The 19125-nt window shown below is 65.7% G+C and carries 20 protein-coding genes; 10 read left to right on the forward strand and 10 right to left on the reverse strand.

All coding sequences use genetic code 11. The features are described from left to right. Positions 1–4: 4 nt before the first annotated feature. The 7 genes from T331_RS0104290 to pgsA are packed head-to-tail and all read right to left on the reverse strand — an operon-like array spanning position 5 to position 3890. Entirely contained in the window at positions 5–1054 is a 1050-nt protein-coding gene (locus T331_RS0104290) for a hypothetical protein (protein ID WP_026439150.1), read from the reverse strand. Between the two features lie 57 nt (positions 1055–1111). Beyond that, complete coding sequence (locus T331_RS0104295; protein ID WP_008495119.1) at positions 1112–1627, reverse strand: adenine phosphoribosyltransferase; 516 nt, start codon at positions 1625–1627, stop codon at positions 1112–1114. A gap of 10 nt (positions 1628–1637) precedes the next feature. Next, positions 1638–2123 carry a molybdenum cofactor biosynthesis protein MoaE gene (locus T331_RS0104300; protein WP_026439151.1) on the reverse strand — a complete coding sequence of 162 codons (486 nt, stop codon included), beginning with the start codon at positions 2121–2123 and terminating at the stop codon, positions 1638–1640. A gap of 4 nt (positions 2124–2127) precedes the next feature. Further along, the gene (moaD, locus tag T331_RS0104305) at positions 2128–2394 is read right to left on the reverse strand and encodes a molybdopterin converting factor subunit 1 (protein ID WP_081822120.1); all 267 of its coding nucleotides are present in this window, start codon (positions 2392–2394) and stop codon (positions 2128–2130) included. Next, a complete protein-coding gene (locus T331_RS19025) occupies positions 2384–2794 on the reverse strand; it encodes a hypothetical protein (RefSeq protein WP_008495122.1) in 411 nt (136 codons plus the stop codon). Before T331_RS19025 ends, moaD begins: the two co-directional genes overlap by 11 nt. Positions 2795–2807: 13 nt before the next feature. Next, positions 2808–3305, reverse strand: a complete 498-nt coding sequence (gene mobB, locus T331_RS0104315; protein WP_026439154.1) for a molybdopterin-guanine dinucleotide biosynthesis protein B — start codon at positions 3303–3305, stop codon at positions 2808–2810. 6 nt (positions 3306–3311) lie between these two features. Then, positions 3312–3890, reverse strand: coding sequence for a CDP-diacylglycerol--glycerol-3-phosphate 3-phosphatidyltransferase (gene pgsA, locus T331_RS0104320; RefSeq protein WP_026439155.1), 579 nt, complete (start codon positions 3888–3890; stop codon positions 3312–3314). A gap of 107 nt (positions 3891–3997) precedes the next feature. Here pgsA and T331_RS0104325 point away from each other — a divergent pair, with 107 nt between their 5' ends. The 3 genes from T331_RS0104325 to T331_RS19770 all read left to right on the forward strand — a co-directional run bounded on the left by T331_RS0104325 (position 3998) and on the right by T331_RS19770 (position 6296). Continuing rightward, positions 3998–4906 (forward strand): extracellular solute-binding protein, encoded by a 909-nt coding sequence (locus T331_RS0104325; protein ID WP_026439156.1) that lies wholly within the window; start codon positions 3998–4000, stop codon positions 4904–4906. Positions 4907–5055: 149 nt separating this feature from the next. Then, positions 5056–5652 (forward strand): molybdate ABC transporter permease subunit, encoded by a 597-nt coding sequence (locus T331_RS17290; protein WP_081822121.1) that lies wholly within the window; start codon positions 5056–5058, stop codon positions 5650–5652. Next, the gene (locus tag T331_RS19770; protein WP_051622112.1) at positions 5649–6296 is read left to right on the forward strand and encodes an ATP-binding cassette domain-containing protein; all 648 of its coding nucleotides are present in this window, start codon (positions 5649–5651) and stop codon (positions 6294–6296) included. The genes T331_RS17290 and T331_RS19770 overlap by 4 nt, the downstream gene beginning before the upstream one ends. Here the strand turns inward: T331_RS19770 and T331_RS0104340 are convergent. Continuing rightward, a complete protein-coding gene (locus T331_RS0104340) occupies positions 6293–6940 on the reverse strand; it encodes a 2OG-Fe(II) oxygenase (RefSeq protein ID WP_035179066.1) in 648 nt (215 codons plus the stop codon). The two genes, T331_RS19770 and T331_RS0104340, sit on opposite strands and share 4 nt — an antisense overlap. Positions 6941–7105: 165 nt before the next feature. On the opposite strand from T331_RS0104340, the gene zapE reads away from it, so the two are divergent. From zapE to odhB, 5 genes are all read left to right on the forward strand, one after another. After that, complete coding sequence (gene zapE / locus T331_RS0104345) at positions 7106–8221, forward strand: cell division protein ZapE (RefSeq protein WP_026439158.1); 1116 nt, start codon at positions 7106–7108, stop codon at positions 8219–8221. A 171-nt stretch (positions 8222–8392) separates the two neighbouring features. After that, entirely contained in the window at positions 8393–9589 is a 1197-nt protein-coding gene (gene sucC / locus T331_RS0104350; protein ID WP_026439159.1) for an ADP-forming succinate--CoA ligase subunit beta, read from the forward strand. Next, positions 9589–10464 carry a succinate--CoA ligase subunit alpha gene (sucD, locus tag T331_RS0104355; RefSeq protein ID WP_008495134.1) on the forward strand — a complete coding sequence of 292 codons (876 nt, stop codon included), beginning with the start codon at positions 9589–9591 and terminating at the stop codon, positions 10462–10464. Before sucC ends, sucD begins: the two co-directional genes overlap by 1 nt. 232 nt (positions 10465–10696) lie before the next feature. Beyond that, a complete protein-coding gene (locus tag T331_RS0104360) occupies positions 10697–13558 on the forward strand; it encodes a 2-oxoglutarate dehydrogenase E1 component (protein ID WP_026439160.1) in 2862 nt (953 codons plus the stop codon). Between the two features lie 124 nt (positions 13559–13682). After that, the gene (gene odhB / locus T331_RS0104365) at positions 13683–14900 is read left to right on the forward strand and encodes a 2-oxoglutarate dehydrogenase complex dihydrolipoyllysine-residue succinyltransferase (protein ID WP_008495136.1); all 1218 of its coding nucleotides are present in this window, start codon (positions 13683–13685) and stop codon (positions 14898–14900) included. A gap of 82 nt (positions 14901–14982) precedes the next feature. Here odhB and T331_RS0104370 read toward each other — a convergent pair whose 3' ends face one another. Both T331_RS0104370 and T331_RS0104375 read right to left on the reverse strand, forming a co-directional pair. After that, a complete protein-coding gene (locus tag T331_RS0104370; protein WP_026439161.1) occupies positions 14983–16047 on the reverse strand; it encodes a glycosyltransferase family 4 protein in 1065 nt (354 codons plus the stop codon). After that, positions 16025–16930: a UDP-2,3-diacylglucosamine diphosphatase gene (locus tag T331_RS0104375; RefSeq protein WP_008495138.1), complete on the reverse strand. Its 906-nt coding sequence runs from the start codon at positions 16928–16930 to the stop codon at positions 16025–16027. Before T331_RS0104375 ends, T331_RS0104370 begins: the two co-directional genes overlap by 23 nt. Before the next feature lie 169 nt (positions 16931–17099). On the opposite strand from T331_RS0104375, the gene T331_RS0104380 reads away from it, so the two are divergent. Both T331_RS0104380 and T331_RS0104385 read left to right on the forward strand, forming a co-directional pair. Continuing rightward, positions 17100–17972 (forward strand): diacylglycerol/lipid kinase family protein, encoded by an 873-nt coding sequence (locus tag T331_RS0104380; protein WP_026439162.1) that lies wholly within the window; start codon positions 17100–17102, stop codon positions 17970–17972. Between the two features lie 70 nt (positions 17973–18042). Beyond that, positions 18043–19023 (forward strand): malate dehydrogenase, encoded by a 981-nt coding sequence (locus T331_RS0104385; protein WP_026439163.1) that lies wholly within the window; start codon positions 18043–18045, stop codon positions 19021–19023. Positions 19024–19125 lie beyond the last annotated feature (102 nt).

Genomic DNA, 19125 nt, shown 5'->3' on the forward strand with positions numbered 1-19125 from the left:
AATGCTAGCCGGGCTGCCAGCCGTAATTCTTGGCCAGGAAGGCCAGAAGCTGCGGCTGCTCGGCCGGGACGATGGCCAGCGCGGTGAGGGCGTTGGCCAGCACCGTGGCGGGCTGCAAGGAGATTGAGCTGGCCTGGGCGGCGGCGGCCACCGCCTCGCTGCCGGCGGCCTCGATGGCGGCACTGCGCCAGATGGAGACCGCACCGGGGTCGGTCAAGCGCGGCAGCACCATCAGGAAATCCAGCCGCGCGGCGGCGGCGGCAGCCTCATAGGCGGAGGCGAGCAGCGGGCTGACCGCAGGGCCCAGCGTGCTGGGCAGAGCGAGACCGGGGAAGAGCGGGTCCGGCCCCACGCTGCCGCCCGGGCCGGGGGCGCCGATGCAGAAGGCCGGCACCGCGCCAGAGGCGATGAGCGGGGTGATATCTTCCGGCACGCCTTCGCCGCAGATGAACACGGCATCCACCGTGCCGGCGATGAAGGCACGGGTTTTCTCGTCGTTGGAGTGCAGGCCGAAGACCGGCACGGTGGCCACGCCCAGCCGGGCGAGCGCGAGCAGCGCGGCCAGATCATCGCTTTGCGTCTGGGCGGCGCCGAGGCGCAGCGGGCTGCGTTGTTGCAGCGTCTCCAGCGTCGGCACGCTGCCTTTCGGGGCGCGCAGCATCAGCACGCCGGAATTGAAGCCGGCGAGCAGCGGGGTCCATTGCGTCGGGTTGAAATGCACCCGCGAATCGCCGGTGAGAAAGGCGATCAAGGCGGCGCCGGGCAGGATGGCGGCGCTGCGGCCATCGGGCACCATCAGCGCATCCAGCCGGTTGGCGCCGGTGACGCCATCCAGCCCGCCCACCGGCTCGGCGACGATGTTCGGGCTGCCGGGGAAATGGTCGGCGATGGCGAGCGCGAAGGCGTTGCCCCAGCGGCTGGTGGCGCCGCCATTCGGGCCGGCCACCAGCAGGTTCATCGGGCCGAGCGCGGCCTGCGCCATCGCCTGGGCGCGGGCGGCACCTGGCAGCAACGCGGAAGCAGCCAGGGCACCGAGCAGTTGCCGGCGTTTCATCTGGGTTGGACTCCGGTTTCCTCGAAGCCACGGAGATTACGCGCGCCGCTCATTTCGTCAATCGTCGTACTGGACCAGCGTTTCCACCGGCACATCCAGCTTGGCGCGGCCATTCAGGAAGGAAAGCTCGATCACCGCCGCGGCGGCGACGACCTCGGCCCCCACCTTGCGCAGCAGCTCGATGCCGGCCGCCATGGTGCCGCCGGTGGCCAGCAGATCATCCACCACGACGACGCGCGCCCCTGGCTCCACCGCATCGGCCTGGATTTCGACGCGGTCCGTGCCGTATTCGAGCGCGTAATCCAGCCCGACAGTGGCGCCGGGCAGCTTGCCGGGCTTGCGGATCATCACGAAGCCGCAGCCGAGCTTGAGCGCCAGCGGGGCGGCGAGCAGGAAGCCACGGCTCTCGACCCCGGCCAGCACGGTCGGGTGATAGGCGCGCACGCGGTTGGCGAGGCGGCCCATGGCCACCTGCCAGGCGTCGGCATCGCGCAGCAGCGTCGAGATGTCGTAGAAGAGGATGCCCGGCTTGGGGAAATCCGGGATGCCGCGAATGTGATCTTTGAGGTCCATGATGGGGTTCCTATAAACGACCCTTGCCCTGCGGCAAATTTTTGGCGCGATTATGCCAGGATGCGGCAGCCGCCTCGTCCGCGGCGCGGGCTTCCACCCAGGCGGTCTCGCCGCCCAGCCGCTCCTCGGCCTTCCAGAAGGGGGCGCCGGTTTTCAGGCAATCGATGAGAAAGGCGGTGGACTCGAGCGCCGCCGCGCGATGCGCGCTGGCGGTGGCGACGAAGACGATCGGCGCGCCGACGGCCAGCCGGCCGAAGCGGTGAATGACGATGCCGCCAGCGAGGTCCCAGCGCGCGCGGGCTTCGTCCAGCAGGCGGGTGAGGGCCGCCTCGGTCATGCCGGGATAATGTTCGAGCCGCAAAGCCGCGAGATCGCCGCTGGCGTTCTGACGGACCAGGCCAATGAAGCTGGCGATGCCGCCGACCCCCTCGCCGCCCAGCTGCGCCAGCAGCGCGCCGCTGTCGAATGCCGCCTCCTGGACGCTGACGAGGAACATCCGCTCAGCCGCCGGTCATCGGCGGGAAGAAGGCGATTTCTTTGGCGCCGTCGAGTTTCGCGTCGAGAGGCTGGAATTCCTGGTCGATGGCGCAGCGGATCCGCGCCTCCTCGATGAAGGCGGCTTCATAGCCGGGGCCACGGGTGCGCAGCCATGCGATCAGCCCGGCCGGGGTGGTGATGCCGGGGGGCAGTTCCAGTTCCTCGGCACTTTTGCCGATGCGCTCGCGCAGCCAGGCGAAATACAGCACCTGCATGGCGTTAGCGCGCATCGCCAGGGGTGGCGGGGGGGATCATCGGCTGGCCGCCCTGCTGGTCATAAAGCGGGCCGCCGGCGGTGACGCCTTCGGCGCCATTCACCTGCGGTCCCTGGCCCGGCGGGTAGGGCGAAGGCAGCGAGGGCATGAAAGCCTGGCCCAGCGGCCGGTTGGAATTGGCTTCCACCTCGCTGAGTGTGGGCATCTGTTTCACCGGGCCGGGCCAGACATCGCCGGCCTGGGTGGCCAGCGGGGTGATGGCGGGATGCTTGCCGATGGCGCGCGCGCCGGTCTCGCTCACCACCGGGGGGGCGTTCGGGTTGCCGAAGGGCCAGGAGGCGTGCTCCAGAAAGGTGCCGCCACCCGCGCAACCGGTGAGGCAAAACGCCGCCATCAGGGCAAGGGGGGTGCGCAAAGACGGTGCTCCTTCAGCGTTGGCTTGTCCGGTTTAGACCAAGCGCTCCAATCAGGAAATCCGCGATCAGCGCCGGTTTGTCCAGGGGCAGCACCGGCACCGGGGAATCCGGCAGGGCGGCATCGCTGGCGACGGCCAGCAGATGCGCATCCGGCCAGGGGGCGGGCTTGCCCAGCGCCGGGCGATAGACCGCCAGGCGCGGCAAAGGCTCGGCCTTGAAGCCTTCGATCAGCACCAGATCGACCGGGTTCAGCCGCGCCAGCAGCGCCTCAAGCGGGGCCGGGGTGCGCGAGAACAGGGCGAAGCCGGCCTCGGTGGTGAGGATGACCTCCCGCGCCCCGGCTTGCGCATGCACGAAACTATCCTTGCCCGGCTTGTCCAGCGTGACATTATGGTGGGCGTGCTTGACGCTGGAGACGCTCAGCCCCTGGGCCGTCAGGCAGGGGATCAGCCCCGCGATCAGCGTGGTTTTGCCGGACCCGGACCAGCCGGAGACGCAGAGAACCTCCAAACCCTGTCAGGCGCGCGGGGCGCTGGCGTGGCGCAGCCCGGCGGTGAGATAGTCCCAGCCGGTGATCAGCGTCAGCGCCGCCGCCAGCCAGAGCAGCACGAAGCCGATGGCGCCGATGTGCAGCGCGCCCAGCCCGATGAAGCGCGACCCGGTATCGCCGAGCAGCAGCAAGCCCAGCGCCACCATCTGCACGCCGGTTTTCCATTTCGCCAATTTCGTCACCGGCAGGCCGATGCGAATCTCCGCCAAATATTCACGAAGCCCGGAGACCAGGATCTCGCGCAGCATGATGACGATGGCCGGATAGATGCCAAAGCCGGGCATGTGCTTGAAGCCGACCAGGCACATCAGCGTCGCGCCGATCAGCAATTTATCGGCGATCGGGTCCAGCATGCGGCCGAAATTCGAGAGCTGCGCCCATTCGCGGGCCAGCTTGCCGTCGAGATAATCGGTGATCCCGGCCAGGGTGAACAGCAAGGCCGCGCAGAAATCCGCCCAGGGCGCGCCGATCGCCTCAAGCAGCACCAGCAGCGGGATCGCGAAAATACGCGACATTGTGAGCATATTGGGCAGATCGGTCAGCATTGGCGCGCACCCTAGCGGGGTTTTGGCAACAGCGAAACTGCCCCGGAATTGACCAGGGCGCATTCCAGTCGATATGTTCAAATGAACATATCGCTTCGGAGTCCCGCATGTCCGTTTCACGCCGTCTGCTGCTGGCCGCCCCTCTGGCCCTGACCGCCGCCCAGCGCGCCTTCGCCGCGCAGGCCATCACCGTCGCCTTCGCCGGCTCCATGGGCAAGCTGATGGATAAAGGGCTGAACCCCTTCTTCACCGCTTCGTCGGGCGTGGAGGTGCATGGCATTGGCCAGGGGGCGGTGGCGCTGGCGCGGCTGATCACTGGCGGGGCGATGAAACCGGACGTGTTCGTGCCGGTCTCCGCCGGCCCGGCGAGGATGGTGCGTACCGCCGGCATGGCCACGCAGGCGGTGCCGGTGGCCAGCACCTCGATGGTTCTGGCCTATTCGCCGGCCTCGAAATTCGCCAGCCAGCTCGCCGCCGCCAAGGGCGCGGATTGGACCAGGATTGTCCTGAACCCGGATTTCCATCTGGGCCGCACCGACCCGACCGCCGACCCGCAGGGCCAATATGTGCTGTTCGCGCTGCAGCTGGCCGAGGCCTATTACAAAATCCCAGGCTTCGCGCGGAAACTGGCCGGGCCGATGCTCAATCCGGCGCAGATTTTCGCCGAGCCCTCGCTGCTGGCGCGGCTTGAGGCTGGCCAGATCGACGCGACTCTGGGCTATAAGAGCGCCGTGGTCTCTCAGAAACTGCCCTTCATCGAGCTGCCGGATGCGGTCAACCTGTCCAACCCGGCCCTGGCCAAGAGCGTCTATGACACAGCGCGCCTGACGCTGAAGGAGAAGAACGGCCAGGATAAAGTGATCCATCCCAGCCCGCTGGTATTCTATGCGATGGCGCTGAAGGCCTCGACCAATCCGAAGGCGGCGGCGGATTATGTGAAATTCCTGGCCGGGCCGGATGGGCAGGCGATCTTCCAGCGCTATGGCTATGGCCCGGGCAAGGGAGCGTCGATCTGAAATTCCTGCGCGCCGGGTTTCTGCTGTTCATCCTGGCGTTTCTGCTGGCGCCGCTGAGTGCGTTCATCGGCCATGATGCGTTCTGGCAAGGTGTAACGCTCAGCGGTCAGGACTGGTTTTCCATCGCCACCTCGCTGCTCGGCGGGGCAATGGCGCTTTGCATCATCGTGCTGGTCGGCACGCCGCTGGCCTTCTACCTGGCCCGCGCCCCTGGCCGGCTGGCGCTGCTGGCCGAGGCGGTGGTGCTGATGCCGATGTTGATGCCGACCCTGGCGCTGGGCATCCTGATTGCGGTGACCTATGGCCCGGCCGCGCCTCTGGGCCGGGCCTTCGCCGCCATCGGCATCACCCTCACCAACACCCCGGCGGCCTTTCTGCTCGCCACCATCTATGCGGCGCTGCCCACCTATGTGATCGCGGCGCGCGGTGCCATCGCCCAGGTGCCGCAGGAGTATGAGGGGCTGGCGCGCACGCTGGGGGATGGGCTGTGGGCGGCGCGGCTGCGGGTGACCTTGCCGATGGCGCGCAAGGGGCTGGCGGCGGCACTCTCGCTGGCCTGGGTGCGGGCCTTGGGGGAGTTCGGGATCATCCTGATTGTCGCCTATTACCCGGCCGGGATGCCGGTGCAGCTCTGGACGGATCTGCAGGATCTGGGGCTGCAGGCGGTGTTTCCGCTGGTGGCGGTGTTCCTGCTGGCCACCCTGCCGGTGCCGCTCTGGCTCTCGCTGCGGGCGCGGGCCGCGTGATCGCGGTCGATCTGCGGCTGAGCGCCCCGGTGGCGCTGCATGCGGCCTTTCCGGTGCGGGGCTTCACCGCGCTGCTGGGCCGCTCCGGCGAGGGCAAGACTTCGCTGCTACGGGCCTTGGCCGGGCTGCTGCCGTCTGCCGGCGCGCCTTGGGCGGGGCTGGCGCCGGAGCGCCGGCCGGTGGGGTATCTGCCGCAGGAGACGCTTTTATTTCCGCATCTCAGTGTGCTGGAAAACACCGCCTACGCGCTGAAAGGCCGGGGACGGCTGGAGGAGGCGCGGCGTCTGCTGGCGGCGCTGGGGCTGGAGGCGCTGGCCGCGCGCCGGCCGGACCAGCTCTCCGGCGGCCAGGCCAAGCGGGTGGCGCTGGCGCGCGCCCTGGCGCACCGCCCGGCGCTGCTGCTGCTGGACGAACCCTCCGCCGGGCTGGACCGGCAGACGCGCGATGAGACGCTAAGCTGGCTGAAACAGACCGCCGCATCCTGGGGCATTCCGGTGCTGGCGGCGACGCATGATTATGACATCGCGGTGCAGGCGGACGCGCTGGCCTTGCTGGCGGGGGGGCGGATTATTCAGTTCGGGCCGACCATGGAGCTGTTCGCCGCCCCGGTCAGTCCGGAAGCGGCGGCGCTGCTGGGCGTTTAGGCCGCTTTCGTCAGCCTTTTGATGAAGGCGGAGAGATGATGCCGGCGCATCTCCGCCTTGGCTTTGGTGCTGGTGGTCATGTAGTTCATCTGCACCACGTAACGCTGGCCGATGAACTGCTTATGGCCGTGCCAGGTGGTCGGGCCGTTGGGAAAGACCAGCAGCGTGCCCTCCACCGGCGGCACTTCCTTGGCGTAATTTTCCAGATTCTCGCCGTCGCGCAGCAACCGCAGGCAGCCTTGGTGGCGCGCCCAGGCTTCGCCGGAGGCCGGGTTCAGATAAAGCAGGATGGTGACACGCTTGGCCGAGCTGTCGGTATGGATGCGCCCGTCCTGCTCGCCGGAATTGCCGCGCAGCGTGGTCATCAGCGGCGCGTCCGCCAGGTCCAGCCCGAATTTCTCCGCCACGATGGCGCGGAATTGCGGCCCTTCCAGCGCCGCGATCGCGGCCTTCGCCGCCGGGCCCAGCTTTAGCGCGCCAATCGGAAAGCTGCCGCGCGCCTTCATCGCCGGCAGATCCGCGACCACGGCGGGCAGCGCCTCGGGCTTGATGAAGCGTTCCAGCAGAATATGGGGGAACGGGTCCGCCGCAACCGGGGCCGCGCTCAAGGCGCTGAAATCCGCGACTTCCATGGCTATTTCCATTAACATTTCGTGTGGGGCAATGCGCTTTTAGGTAGGCGCTTCCCGCCCCCCGTGCAAGGCGCCATGCGCGCATGCGGGTTGCTGCGCCGCATCAACAGGCGCAAGATGCGCTCCCGTATGTCCAAGTTAACACAAGCCGAGTTAACACAAGTCAAGTCTGGCGTGATGGCGGCGTATCGGGCCCGCATCGCCGCCGGGCTGTTGAAGCATGATGCCGCGCAGGCGGTGGCGGCGGAGCAGTTGCAGGGCCTCTGGGCCAAATTGCGCGGCTATGACCCCAACCCGAAACAGCCGCCGAATGGTTGGTTCTCCCGCATGTTGCGGCGCAAGCCGGTGGATGAGGTGCAGGACCATCCGAACGGGCTTTATATCGTCGGGGAGGTCGGGCGCGGCAAATCCATGCTGATGGATCTGTTCTTCGAGGCGGCGCAGGTGCCGCGCAAGAAGCGCATCCATTTTCATGACTTCATGCAGCAGGCGCATAAAAGCTTCCACAAGATCAAGCGCGAGCACCCGGAGGTGGATGATCCGGTGCCGGCCCTGGCCGATCTCATCGCCGGCGAGGCGGCTTTGCTCTGCTTCGATGAATTCCAGGTGCATGACATCGTCGATGCGATGATATTGGGCCGGCTGTTCGAGGCTTTGTTCGCCCGCCAGGTGGTGGTGGTGGCCACCTCCAACACGCTGCCGGATGATCTCTATAAGGGCAAACCGGGGCGGGACGCGTTTCTGCCCTTCATCGAGCTGTTGAAGAAGCGCCTGGATGTGCTGGTTCTGGACTCGGCCCAGGATTACCGGCGCGGGCGCGAGCACGGGCTGAAAGCCTGGGTGGTGCCGGCCGATAGCCGGGCCGATGCCGCGATCGACCGGGTGTTCGCGCATCTCACCGAGGGCCAGCCCGCCAAATCCGAGACGCTGGTGATCCAGAGCCGCCGCCTGGTGGTGCCGCTGGCGGCGAAGGGCGTGGCGCGGTTCGATTTCGAGGCGCTTTGCAAGGTGGCGCTGGGGGCAGGCGATTACCTCGCCATCGCCACCCACTACCATACCGTGCTGATCGACGGGATTCCCCGGCTTTCGCCCGATAATTTCGACGAGGCGCGCCGCTTCGTCACCCTCATCGACGCGCTCTACGAGCATCGCTGCAAGCTCTACGCTTCGGCGGCGGCTTATCCGGACGATCTCTACCGGTCCGGCGAGGGCGCTTCGATCTTCGAGCGAACCGCCTCGCGGCTCGAGGAGATGCAGAGCGAAACCTATCTCGCTCTGCCGCATCTGACATGAGCTGGGCATTGCGCAAGGCCATCGGCACGAATGTGCATCAAAACGGCATGAAATTCCCGCCGAAGGCCTTTCGCGATGCACAATGCTGCTTGCCAGGGCGGGGGATGTGGGCTAGCACCCCCCGCGGACGCCCCCTTTGTAACCTTTTAAGACAGGTAGGCTGAACTCCACATGAACATACATGAATATCAGGGCAAGGAACTGCTGAAGGCCTATGGCGTCGCGGTTCTGGACGGCTATGTCGCCTGGACGCCCGAGGAAGCGGTGGATGCCGCCAAGAAACTCCCCGGCCCCATTTACGTCGTGAAGTCGCAGATCCATGCTGGCGGCCGCGGCGCGGGCAAGTTCAAGGACGACCCGAACGGCAAGGGCGGTGTCCGCCTGGCCAAGAGCCTGGACGAGGTCCGTGAGGCCGCCGCGGCGATGATCGGCAACACGCTGATCACCAAGCAGACCGGCCCGGCCGGCCGTCTGGTCCGCCGCGTCTATGTGGAATCCGGCTGCGACATCAAGCGCGAGCTGTATCTCTCCCTGCTGATCGACCGCTCGGTCTCCGAAGTGGTGATCATGGCCTCCACCGAGGGTGGCATGGAGATTGAGGAAGTCGCCGAGCATCACCCGGAGAAGATCCTGCGCGCGCCGATCGACCCGGCTTCGGGCATTTCCGGCTTCCATGCCCGCAAGCTCGCCTTCGGCCTCGGCCTTGAGGGCAAGCAGGTCGGCACCTTCGCGAAATTCGTCACCGCCATGTACAATGCCTTCGTGGCGCTGGACATCGCGATCATCGAGATCAACCCGCTGGTTGTCACCGGCGCCGGCGAGATCTACGCGCTCGACGCGAAAGTGACCTTCGACGACAACTCCCTCTACCGCCATCCCGAGATCGAGGCGCTGCGCGACGAGGGTGAGGAAGACCCGAAGGAGCTGGAAGCCAACAAATACTCGCTCTCTTATGTGGCGCTCGATGGCTCCATCGGCTGCATGGTGAACGGTGCGGGCCTGGCCATGGCGACCATGGACATCATCAAGCTCTACGGCGCCGAGCCGGCGAACTTCCTGGATGTCGGCGGTGGCGCGACCAAGGAGCGGGTGACCGCGGCCTTCAAGATCATCTTGTCCGACCCGAACGTGGAAGGCATCCTGGTCAATATCTTCGGCGGCATCATGCGCTGCGACGTGATCGCCGAGGGCGTCATTGCCGCCGCCCGCGAGGTCTCGCTCTCCGTGCCGCTGGTGGTGCGCCTTGAAGGCACCAATGTGCAGCTCGGCAAGGACATCATGGCCAAGTCCGGCCTGCCGATCATCCCCGCCGACAATCTGGCCGATGCGGCCGAGAAAATTGTCAAAGCCGTGAAGGAAGCCGCGTAATGGCCGTTCTCGTCAATAAAAACACCAAGGTCATCACCCAGGGCTTCACCGGCGCCCAGGGCACCTTCCACTCCGAGCAGGCTTTGGCCTATGGCACCAAGGTTGTCGGCGGTGTCACCCCCGGCAAGGGCGGCCAGACCCATCTTGATCTGCCGGTGTTCAACACCGTGGAAGAGGCCGTGGCCAAGACCGGCGCCAATGCCTCCGCCATCTATGTGCCGCCGCCGTTCGCGGCTGATTCCATCCTGGAAGCCATCGATGCCGGCGTCGAGCTGATCGTCTGCATCACCGAGGGCATCCCGGTGCTGGACATGGTCAAGGTGAAGCGCGCTTTGTCCGGTTCCAAATCCCGCCTGGTCGGCCCGAACTGCCCCGGCGTGATCACCCCGGATGAGTGCAAAATCGGCATCATGCCGGGCCATATCCACAAGCGCGGCTCCATCGGCATCGTCTCGCGCTCCGGCACGCTGACCTATGAGGCGGTGGCGCAGACCACGGCGGCCGGCCTCGGCCAGTCCACCTGTGTCGGCATTGGCGGTGACCCGGTGAAGGGCACCGACTTCATCGAGGTGCTGGACATGTTCCTGCATGACGATGAGACCCAGGCGATCATCATGATCGGCGAGATCGGCGGCCCCTCCGAGATCGACGGCGCGGAATTCCTGGCCAAGCACAAGATCAAGAAGCCGGTTGTCGGTTTCATCGCCGGTGCCACCGCCCCTCCGGGCCGCCGCATGGGCCATGCCGGTGCCGTGATCTCCGGCGGCAAGGACACCGCCCAGGCGAAGATCGCTGCCATGAAGGAAGCGGGTATCTTCGTCGCGGACAGCCCGGCATCGCTGGGCAGCACGATGCTGAAGGCCCTGAAGGCCTGATTTCCTTGCCCCATGGCGGTCACGCCATGGGGTTTTTTTCATCCCCGTGCCTGGGCGGGGGCAAAGCCGCGGCAACCATGCGGATTTGGCAACCCAGACCCATTGTTCAGGGTAACGGCACGATAACGCCAGTGCCTTATACGCCCGGCGAGGACGGTACTGCAGAGATTGCCTCCGGCGGTAAAGCGACAAACAGGCCGCGGCTGGACGCGTTTTAGGAGAGGATAGGTTTATGGCCGGTGTGGACGTGATTGCGACCGCGATGAATGGCGCCAATGCCCAGTTCATTGCGCAGCTTTATGCGAAATGGGTGGAAACGCCCAATTCTGTCGATCCCGATTTCGCGGCCTTGTTCGCCGCGCTGGACGATGACACCCGGGCCATCCTCACCGACGCCTCCGGCGCCTCCTGGGCGCCGCGCCCCTCCGTCTTCGAGACGGTGAGCAGCGATGCCGCGCCGAAGACCAACAAGGCCCCCGCCGGCAACCCGGCCGAGACCCGCGCCGCGACGCTGGATTCCATCCGCGCCTTGATGCTGATCCGCGCCTATCGCGTCCGCGGGCATCTGGAATCCAAGCTCGATCCGCTGGGGCTGAAGCCGAAAGCCTATCATTCCGAGCTCGACCCCGCCTCCTACGGCTTCACCGAAGCCGCCGATTTCGAGCGCCCGATCTTCCTGGATGGCGTGCTCGGCTTCGAGACGGCGACGCTGAAAGAGGTGATGGCGGCGCTGCGCGCCAGCTATTGCGGCGAGATCGGCGTGGAATTCATGCATATCCAGGACCCGGCCCAGAAGAGCTGGATCCAGCGCAAGATCGAAGGCGCGCCCTGGCTCTCCGCTTATGACAAGAAGGGCAAGGCGAAGATCCTGAAGCAGCTGACCGAGGCTGATAGCTTCGAGACCTTCTGCCAGAAGCGCTTCGTCGGCACCAAGCGTTTCGGGCTCGAGGGCGGTGAGAGCACCATCCCCGCCCTGCACGCGATCATCGAGGCCGCCGCCGGCAAGGGCGTGCGCGAGATCGCCATCGGCATGCCGCATCGCGGCCGCCTCAACACGCTGGTCAATATCGTCAAGAAGCCGCTGGTGGCGCTGTTCTCCGAGTTCGGCGGCAACTCCTTCAAGCCGGACGATGTGCAGGGCTCCGGCGACGTGAAATACCATCTCGGCACCTCGACCGACGTGGTGATCAACGGCAACCAGGTGCATCTGTCCCTGCAGCCGAACCCCTCGCATCTTGAAGCGGTGGACCCGGTGGTGGTCGGCAAGATCCGCGCGCGCATGGACATGATGGGCGATACCAGCCGCAAATCCGCCATGGCGATCCAGATGCATGGCGATGCCGCCTTCGCCGGCCAGGGGCTGGTGTATGAGACCCTGGCGATGAGCCAGCTGATCGGCTACCGCACCGGCGGTTCGGTGCATCTGGTGGTCAATAACCAGATCGGCTTCACCACCGTCCCGGCGCATGCCTTCTCCGGCATGTATTGCACCGACGTCGCCAAGTCCGTGCAGGCGCCGATCCTGCATGTGAATGGCGACAACCCGGAAGCCGTGGTCTATGCCGCGCAGATCGCCGCCGAGTTCCGCTGCGAGTTCGCGACCGACGTGGTCATCGACCTGGTCTGCTATCGCCGCCATGGCCATAACGAGAATGATGAGCCGGCCTTCACCCAGCCGATCATGTACAAGGCGATCAAGGCGCTGAAGACCACCCGGGCGCTGTATGCCGAGCGTCTGGCCAAGGAGGGCTCTGTCTCCGAGGCCGAGGCCAAGGCGATCATGGATGAGTATGGCCAGGAGCTGGAAGCCGCCTTCGAAGGGGCCAAGGATTACAAGGTCAACAAGGCGGACTGGCTGGAAGGCCATTGGGCCGGGCTGAAACAGGCCGGGGATGATGCCGAGCAGCAGGATGGCGTGACCGCCGCGCCGCTGGCGCAGCTGCAGGAAGTGGGCAAGGCGCTCTACACCCCGCCGCAGGGCTTCGAGCTGAACCCGAAGATCCTGCGTCAGCTCGACGCCAAAAAGCAGATGTTCGAGAGCGGCGAAGGGCTGGACTGGGCAACCGGCGAGGCGCTGGCCTTCGGCACGCTGCAGCTGGATGGGCACCGTGTGCGCCTCTCCGGTGAGGATGTGCAGCGCGGCACCTTCTCCCAGCGCCATGCCGTGCTGGTCGATCAGGTCAACCAGAACGAATATGTGCCGCTGAACAACATCGCCGAGGGCCAGGCGCGCATCGAGATCTTCAACTCGCTGCTCTCCGAGGTTGGCGTGCTGGGCTTCGAGTATGGCTACACCGTGGCCGACCCCTCGACCCTGGTGCTGTGGGAAGCGCAGTTCGGCGATTTCGCCAATGGCGCGCAGGTGATCATCGACCAGTTCATCGCCGCCGGCGAGACCAAGTGGCTGCGCATGTCCGGGCTGGTGATGCTGCTCCCCCACGGCCAGGAAGGCCAGGGGCCGGAGCATAGCTCCGCCCGTCTGGAGCGCTATCTGCAGCTTTGCGCCGAGAACAATATCATCGTCGGCAATATCTCGACCCCGGCGAATTACTACCATGCGCTGCGCCGGCAGATGAAGCGCAACTACCGCAAGCCGCTGATCCTGATGACGCCGAAATCCCTGCTGCGTCACAAGCTCTGCGTCTCGCCGCTGGCGGATTTCGCCGAGGGCACCGGCTTCAAGTTCGTGCTGCCGGAGACCGACGAGCTGGTGGCGCCCGAGCAGGTGAAGCGCGTCGTGCTCTGCTCCGGCAAGGTCTATTACGACCTGCTGGCCGAGCGGCGCGAGCGCGGCATCAAGGATGTCGCCATCGTCCGGCTGGAACAGTTCTACCCGTTCCCGGCCAAGGCGCTGAAGGCGGCGATCGAGGGTTATAAGAACGCGGAAGTGGTCTGGTGCCAGGAAGAGCCGGAGAATAACGGCGCCTGGTTCTTCGTGGATCGCCGGATCGAGACGGTGCTGGAATGCCTGGGCAATGCCGCCCGGCGTCCGCGCTATGTCGGCCGCCGCGCCATGGCCTCCCCGGCCGCTGGCCTCGCCAAGGCCTTCGCCGCCGAGCAGGCCGCCCTGGTCAACGAGGCGCTGAGCGTTTAGAGCATGAGGCGCCTGCCCTGGCGGATTACGCCGGGGCGGGCGCATGAATTTGCTCGTTCCATAAAAATTGGATCAGGCTGAATGATCCAATTCCCGTTTACGACAAAAGAGAGCAGGAGTTTCCATGTCGGCCGAGATCAAGGTTCCCACGCTGGGCGAAAGTGTTGCCACAGCCACCATCGCCCGCTGGATCAAGAAGGTTGGCGAGGCCGTTGCCGCGGACGAGCCCATTGTTGAGCTGGAGACGGACAAGGTCACTGTTGAGGTGAACGCCCCGGAAGCCGGTGTAATCGCCGAGATCGCCGCCGATGAGGGCGCCGAGGTTGCCCCGGGCGACGTGCTGGGCATGATCGACGCCAAGGGCGCCGCCGCCCCGGCGCCGAAGAAGGAGCCGGCCGACGCCGCTGCCCCCAAGACCGGCGTGAATGCCGCCCAGGAAGCCCCGGGCCCGGTGGCCCGCCCCGGCGTGGGCGCGCTGCCCGCCGCCGCCAAGCTGGCCGCCGAGAAGGGCGTGAACACCGCCGACATCGCCGGCACCGCCAAGGGCGGCCGCGTCTCCAAGGGCGATGTGCAGGAGTTCCTGAACAAGCCGGCCGCTGCCCCGGCGGCCGCCGCGCCGAAAGCCCCGCGCGCCAATGATGTACGCGAGGAGCGGGTGAAGATGACCCGCCTGCGCAAGACCATCGCCAACCGGCTGAAGGAAGCGCAGAACACCGCCGCCATGCTCACCACCTTCAACGAGGTGGATATGAGCGCGGTGATGGCGCTGCGTTCGTCCTACCGCGACGTGTTCGAGAAGAAGCACAAGGGCATCCGCCTGGGCTTCAACGGCTTCTTCGTGAAGGCGGTGTGCGCGGCGCTGGCCGAGTTCCCGGCGGTGAATGCCGAGATCGACGGTGACGAGATCGTCTATAAGAACTTCGTCAATATGGGCATCGCCGTTGGCGGCGCCAATGGGCTGGTGGTGCCGGTGATCCGCGATGCGGAGACCAAGAGCATCTCCGAGATCGAAGCCGAGATCGCGGGTTTCGCCAAGAGTGCGAAGGACGGCACGCTGAAGCTGGACCAGCTTTCCGGCGGGTCTTTCTCGATCACCAATGGCGGCGTCTATGGCTCGCTGATGAGCACCCCGATCCTCAACCCGCCGCAGTCCGGCATTCTGGGCATGCACAAGATCCAGGACCGTCCGGTCGTGGTCGACGGCAAGATCGAGATCCGCCCGATGATGTATCTGGCGCTGTCTTACGATCACCGGATTGTCGATGGCCGCGAGGCGGTGTCCTTCCTGGTGCGCGTGAAGGAAAGCATCGAAGATCCCCGCCGCCTGCTGCTGGCGATCTAAAAGAAAAGGCCCCGCAAGGGGCCTTTTTTATTTGCAAAAGTTTTTCGGGGTGTGGGGACTTTTTTCAAAAAGTCCCCACGACTTACTGCGCGGTCTCGCGCATCGGCACCAGATTATCCATGAACCGCTCCGCGCAAGCCCGCCACGAGAACCGCTCCGCATAAGGCCGGCAATTCGTCCGGTCGATTTCCAAAGCCTTCAGGCAGGCCTTGCGTAAATCCTCATCCAGCGCGCCGACGGGCACCGGCGCCTCGCCGAGAATATCCTTCGGCCCGGTCACCGGATAGGCGGCAACGGCAAGACCCGAGGCCAGGGCTTCGAGAACCACCAGCCCGAACGTGTCGGTCTTGGACGGAAACACGAACACATCCGCCCCGGCATAGGCCTGCGCCAACGCAGCGCCATGGCGGGCACCTGCGAAATGCACGTCCGGGAACTCCGCTTGCAGCGCCTTGCGCTGCGGGCCGTCCCCCACGATCAGCTTCGATCCAGGCAGATCCAGCGACAAAAACGCTTTCAGGTTTTTCTCCACCGCCACCCGGCCGACATAGGCGAAGATCGGCCGTGGCAGATCCCAATCCTCTCGCGGCGCCGGATGGAACGCCTCCAGATCCACGCCGCGCGACCAGGGGCGGAGATTCTTGAAGCCGCGGCCTGCGAGCTCCTCACGCAGCGACTGGGTCGCCACCATCACGCCGGAGCCGGGCTTGTGGAAATGAAGCAGCCAGCGATAGGTCAAAGCCGCGGGAATGCGGGTGCGGGCTTCGAGATATTCGGCAAAGCGGGTGTGAAAGGCGGTGGTGAAATGCAGCCCGCGCGTTTTCGCGTAAGCCCGCGCCGCCATGCCCAGCGGGCCTTCGGTGGCGACATGCAGCGCATCGGGCTGGAACGCCTCGATAATCCGCGCCAGCTTCCGGCCCGGAAACAAGGCCAGCTTGATCTCGGGATAGGAGGGCATCGGCATGGTGCGGAAGCGGTCCGGCCCGACGATGTCCACGGTCTTGCCCATCGCCCGCATCTCGGCGGTGATGGTGCGCAGCGTGCGGACCACCCCGTTCACCTGGGGTTCCCAGGCGTCGGAGATGATCATGATCTTGTTCAGGCCCGGATAAGCGAGCCCGGCTTCAGGTGCTGGCTGATACAACATGCGTCGCCGGGGGCTCGCTCTGCGGGGCGGTGAATTCGGCGACAACCGCCTGCAGCGCCGCCGCCGGGGCAACGCTGAGCTTCGGCGCGGGGCGGGCGAGCATGGAGAGCTTGTTGCGCGCCACCCAGTCCACCAGCTCCAGCCGTCCATCGAAATGCTCGACCAGGGCGGTGCAGCTTTCCACCCAGTCGCCATCATTCAGATACATCACGCCATTCACCTGGCGCATCTCGGCATGGTGGATATGGCCACAGACCACGCCATCGAAGCCACGGGATTTGGCGTCGTCCGCCAGCGCCGTCTCGAACCGGTCGATCGCCTTCACCGCTTCCTTCACCTGCAGTTTCAGCCAGGCGGAGAGCGACCAGTACGGATAGCCGAAGCGGGTGCGGACCATGTTGAAATAGCGGTTGACCACCAGCGCCGTGGTGTAGGCCCAGTCGCCCAGCAGGGCGAGCAGCTTGGCGTGGCGGACCACGCTGTCGAAACTGTCGCCATGGGTGATCAAGAGCTTCCTGCCGTCAGCGGTGGTGTGCTCGGCTTCCATCTGCAGCTTCACGCCGCAGATCTCGATATTGAGGCTGATATATTTGCGCAGCATCTCATCGTGATTGCCGGGCACATACACCACGTTGGTGCCGGAGCGCGCGGCTTTCAGGATCAGCCGCAGCACCTCGTCATGATGCTTGTCCCAGAACCAGCTGCGCTTGAGCCGCCAGCCATCGATGATGTCACCGACCAGGAACAGGTTTTCGCAAGATGTCTGCTTGAGGAAATCCGCCAGGAACTCCGCCCGGCAGCCGCGCGTGCCCATATGCACGTCGGAGATGAAGACGCTGCGATAGGCCGTCTGCGTCGGACGGATCGGGCTGGATGCGTTCATGGCGGTTGCAATAGTCTGTGACACGGCGCCGGAGACAGTGAAGTTTCCATGACGAGAGCATGGTTTTTTGCAAATCGTACTGTCACGTTCATGTCATGCGCGTGACATTCTCGTGTCACTGTTTTTGGTTATCCCAGAGCTTTTGCGAAACGATCCCGGAGCGGGCCTGATGTTGGTTATTTTCAATCCGGTAGCGGGCCGCAGGCGGGCAACGGCGCTATGGCGGGTGCTGGATCTGCTGGTTGAGAATGGGGTGAAGATCGAGGTCGCGGAGACCCAGCATGCCGGCCATGCGACCGATCTGGCCCGCCAGGCGGCGCGGGAGGGGGCGTTCATGGTCGTCGCCGCCGGCGGGGATGGCACCATCGCCGAAGTCGCCAACGGGTTGATCGGCACCGATACGGCGCTGGGCATCATTCCGCTCGGCACCGCCAATGTGCTGGCGAAGGAATATGGGCTCTCCACCCATCCGCGCGGCATCGCCAACACGCTGGCCTATAAGCGCTGCAAGCCGCTCTGGCCGGGTGTGGCGCAGCTGCCGGGGCAGGGGCATGTGTTCGTGCAGATGCTGGGGCTGGGCTTCGATGGCGCGGTGGTGAAGGGTGTGCGGCCGCTGCTCAAGCGCGCCATCGGCAAGGGGGCGTATGTCTGGCAGTCGGTCTGGGAATCCGTGGCCTATGATTTCCCGCCGGTGCAGCTCAGCGTGGACGGGGTGACGCACCAGGCCGCCAGCGTCGTGGTCAGCAAGGGGCGGCTTTATGGCGGGCCCTATCTGCTGGCGCCGCTGGCGCAGCCGGGGCAGCCTGGCTTCCAGGTGGTGCTGTTCGAGAAGCCCGGCACGTTGCCGGCTTTGCTCTCCGGGGCGGCGCTGCCGCTGGGGCTGCTGCCGCGCTGCCCGGGGGTGCGCGTGCTGGCCGGCAGCCATGTGGAATTTTCTGCTCCAAATGGGCGCATTTCCACCCAGGCGGATGGCGATACGCTGCCCGCCCTCCCGCGCGGCGTGGTGAGCGCGCAAGCCCCGATTTCGCTGATTGTGGGTTGAGCCGGGAAGGGCTTGACGGGGCGGGCCGAGGGTCTATGGGAAACCAGCCTTAAGCAAGGAGACACAAGAGATGAAGACCCCCGTGCGCGTTGCCGTCACCGGCGCGGCTGGCCAGATCGGTTATGCCATCCTGTTCCGTATCGCCAATGGCGACCTGCTCGGCAAGGATACGCCGGTCGACCTCAATCTTCTCGATCTGCCGCAGGCGCAGAAGGCGCTGAACGGCGTCATCATGGAGCTGAATGACTGCGCCTTCCCGCTGCTCAACTCCGTCACCCCTTCCGATGACCCGCGCGTGGCCTTCAAGGACGCCGACATCGCCATCCTGATCGGCTCGCGCCCGCGTGGCCCCGGCATGGAGCGCCGCGACCTGCTGGCCGCCAATGCCGAGATCTTCAAGGTCCAGGGCAAGGCGCTGAACGATGTCGCCAAGCGCGATGTGAAGGTGCTGGTGGTCGGCAACCCGGCCAACACCAATGCTTATATCGCCATGAAGTCCGCCCCGGATCTGCCGAAGGAAAACTTCACCGCGATGCTGCGCCTGGATCATAACCGCGCCGTCTCCATGCTGGCCGAGAAGACCGGCACCCCGGTGAAGGACATTGAGAAGGTGGCGGTGTGGGGCAACCATTCGCCGACCATGTTCGCTGATTACCGCAACGCCACCGCCGCCGGTAAGCCGATGCCGGACGTCGTGAATGACGAGGCCTGGTACAAGGACACCTATCTCTCCGCCGTCGGCAAGCGCGGTGCGGCAATCATCGAGGCGCGTGGCCTCTCCTCCGCCGCCTCCGCTGCCAATGCCGCCATCGACCATGTGCGTGACTGGGTGCTGGGCAGCAATGGCCGCTGGGTCTCCATGGGCATCCCCTCCGATGGCGATTACGGCGTACCGCAAGATGTGATGTTCGGCGTGCCCTGCACCTGCGAGGGCGGCAAATATACCCGCGTGAAGGGCATCGCCATGGACGAGTTCGCCAAGGGCCGCATCCAGCACACGCTGAATGAGCTGCTGGAAGAGCAGGCCGCGGTGGCCGATCTGCTGAAGTAAGCCGCGTCCACGGATGCTGCGAAGGCTCTCCCGGCGACGGGAGGGCCTTTTTCTTTGCGCCGGACCCGTTGGCGGCGCGGGGCTTGGTTTGGTAGGGGGGAG

Origin of the sequence: Acidocella facilis ATCC 35904 (genome assembly GCF_000687875.1) — a bacterium.
Lineage (GTDB): Bacteria > Pseudomonadota > Alphaproteobacteria > Acetobacterales > Acetobacteraceae > Acidocella > Acidocella facilis.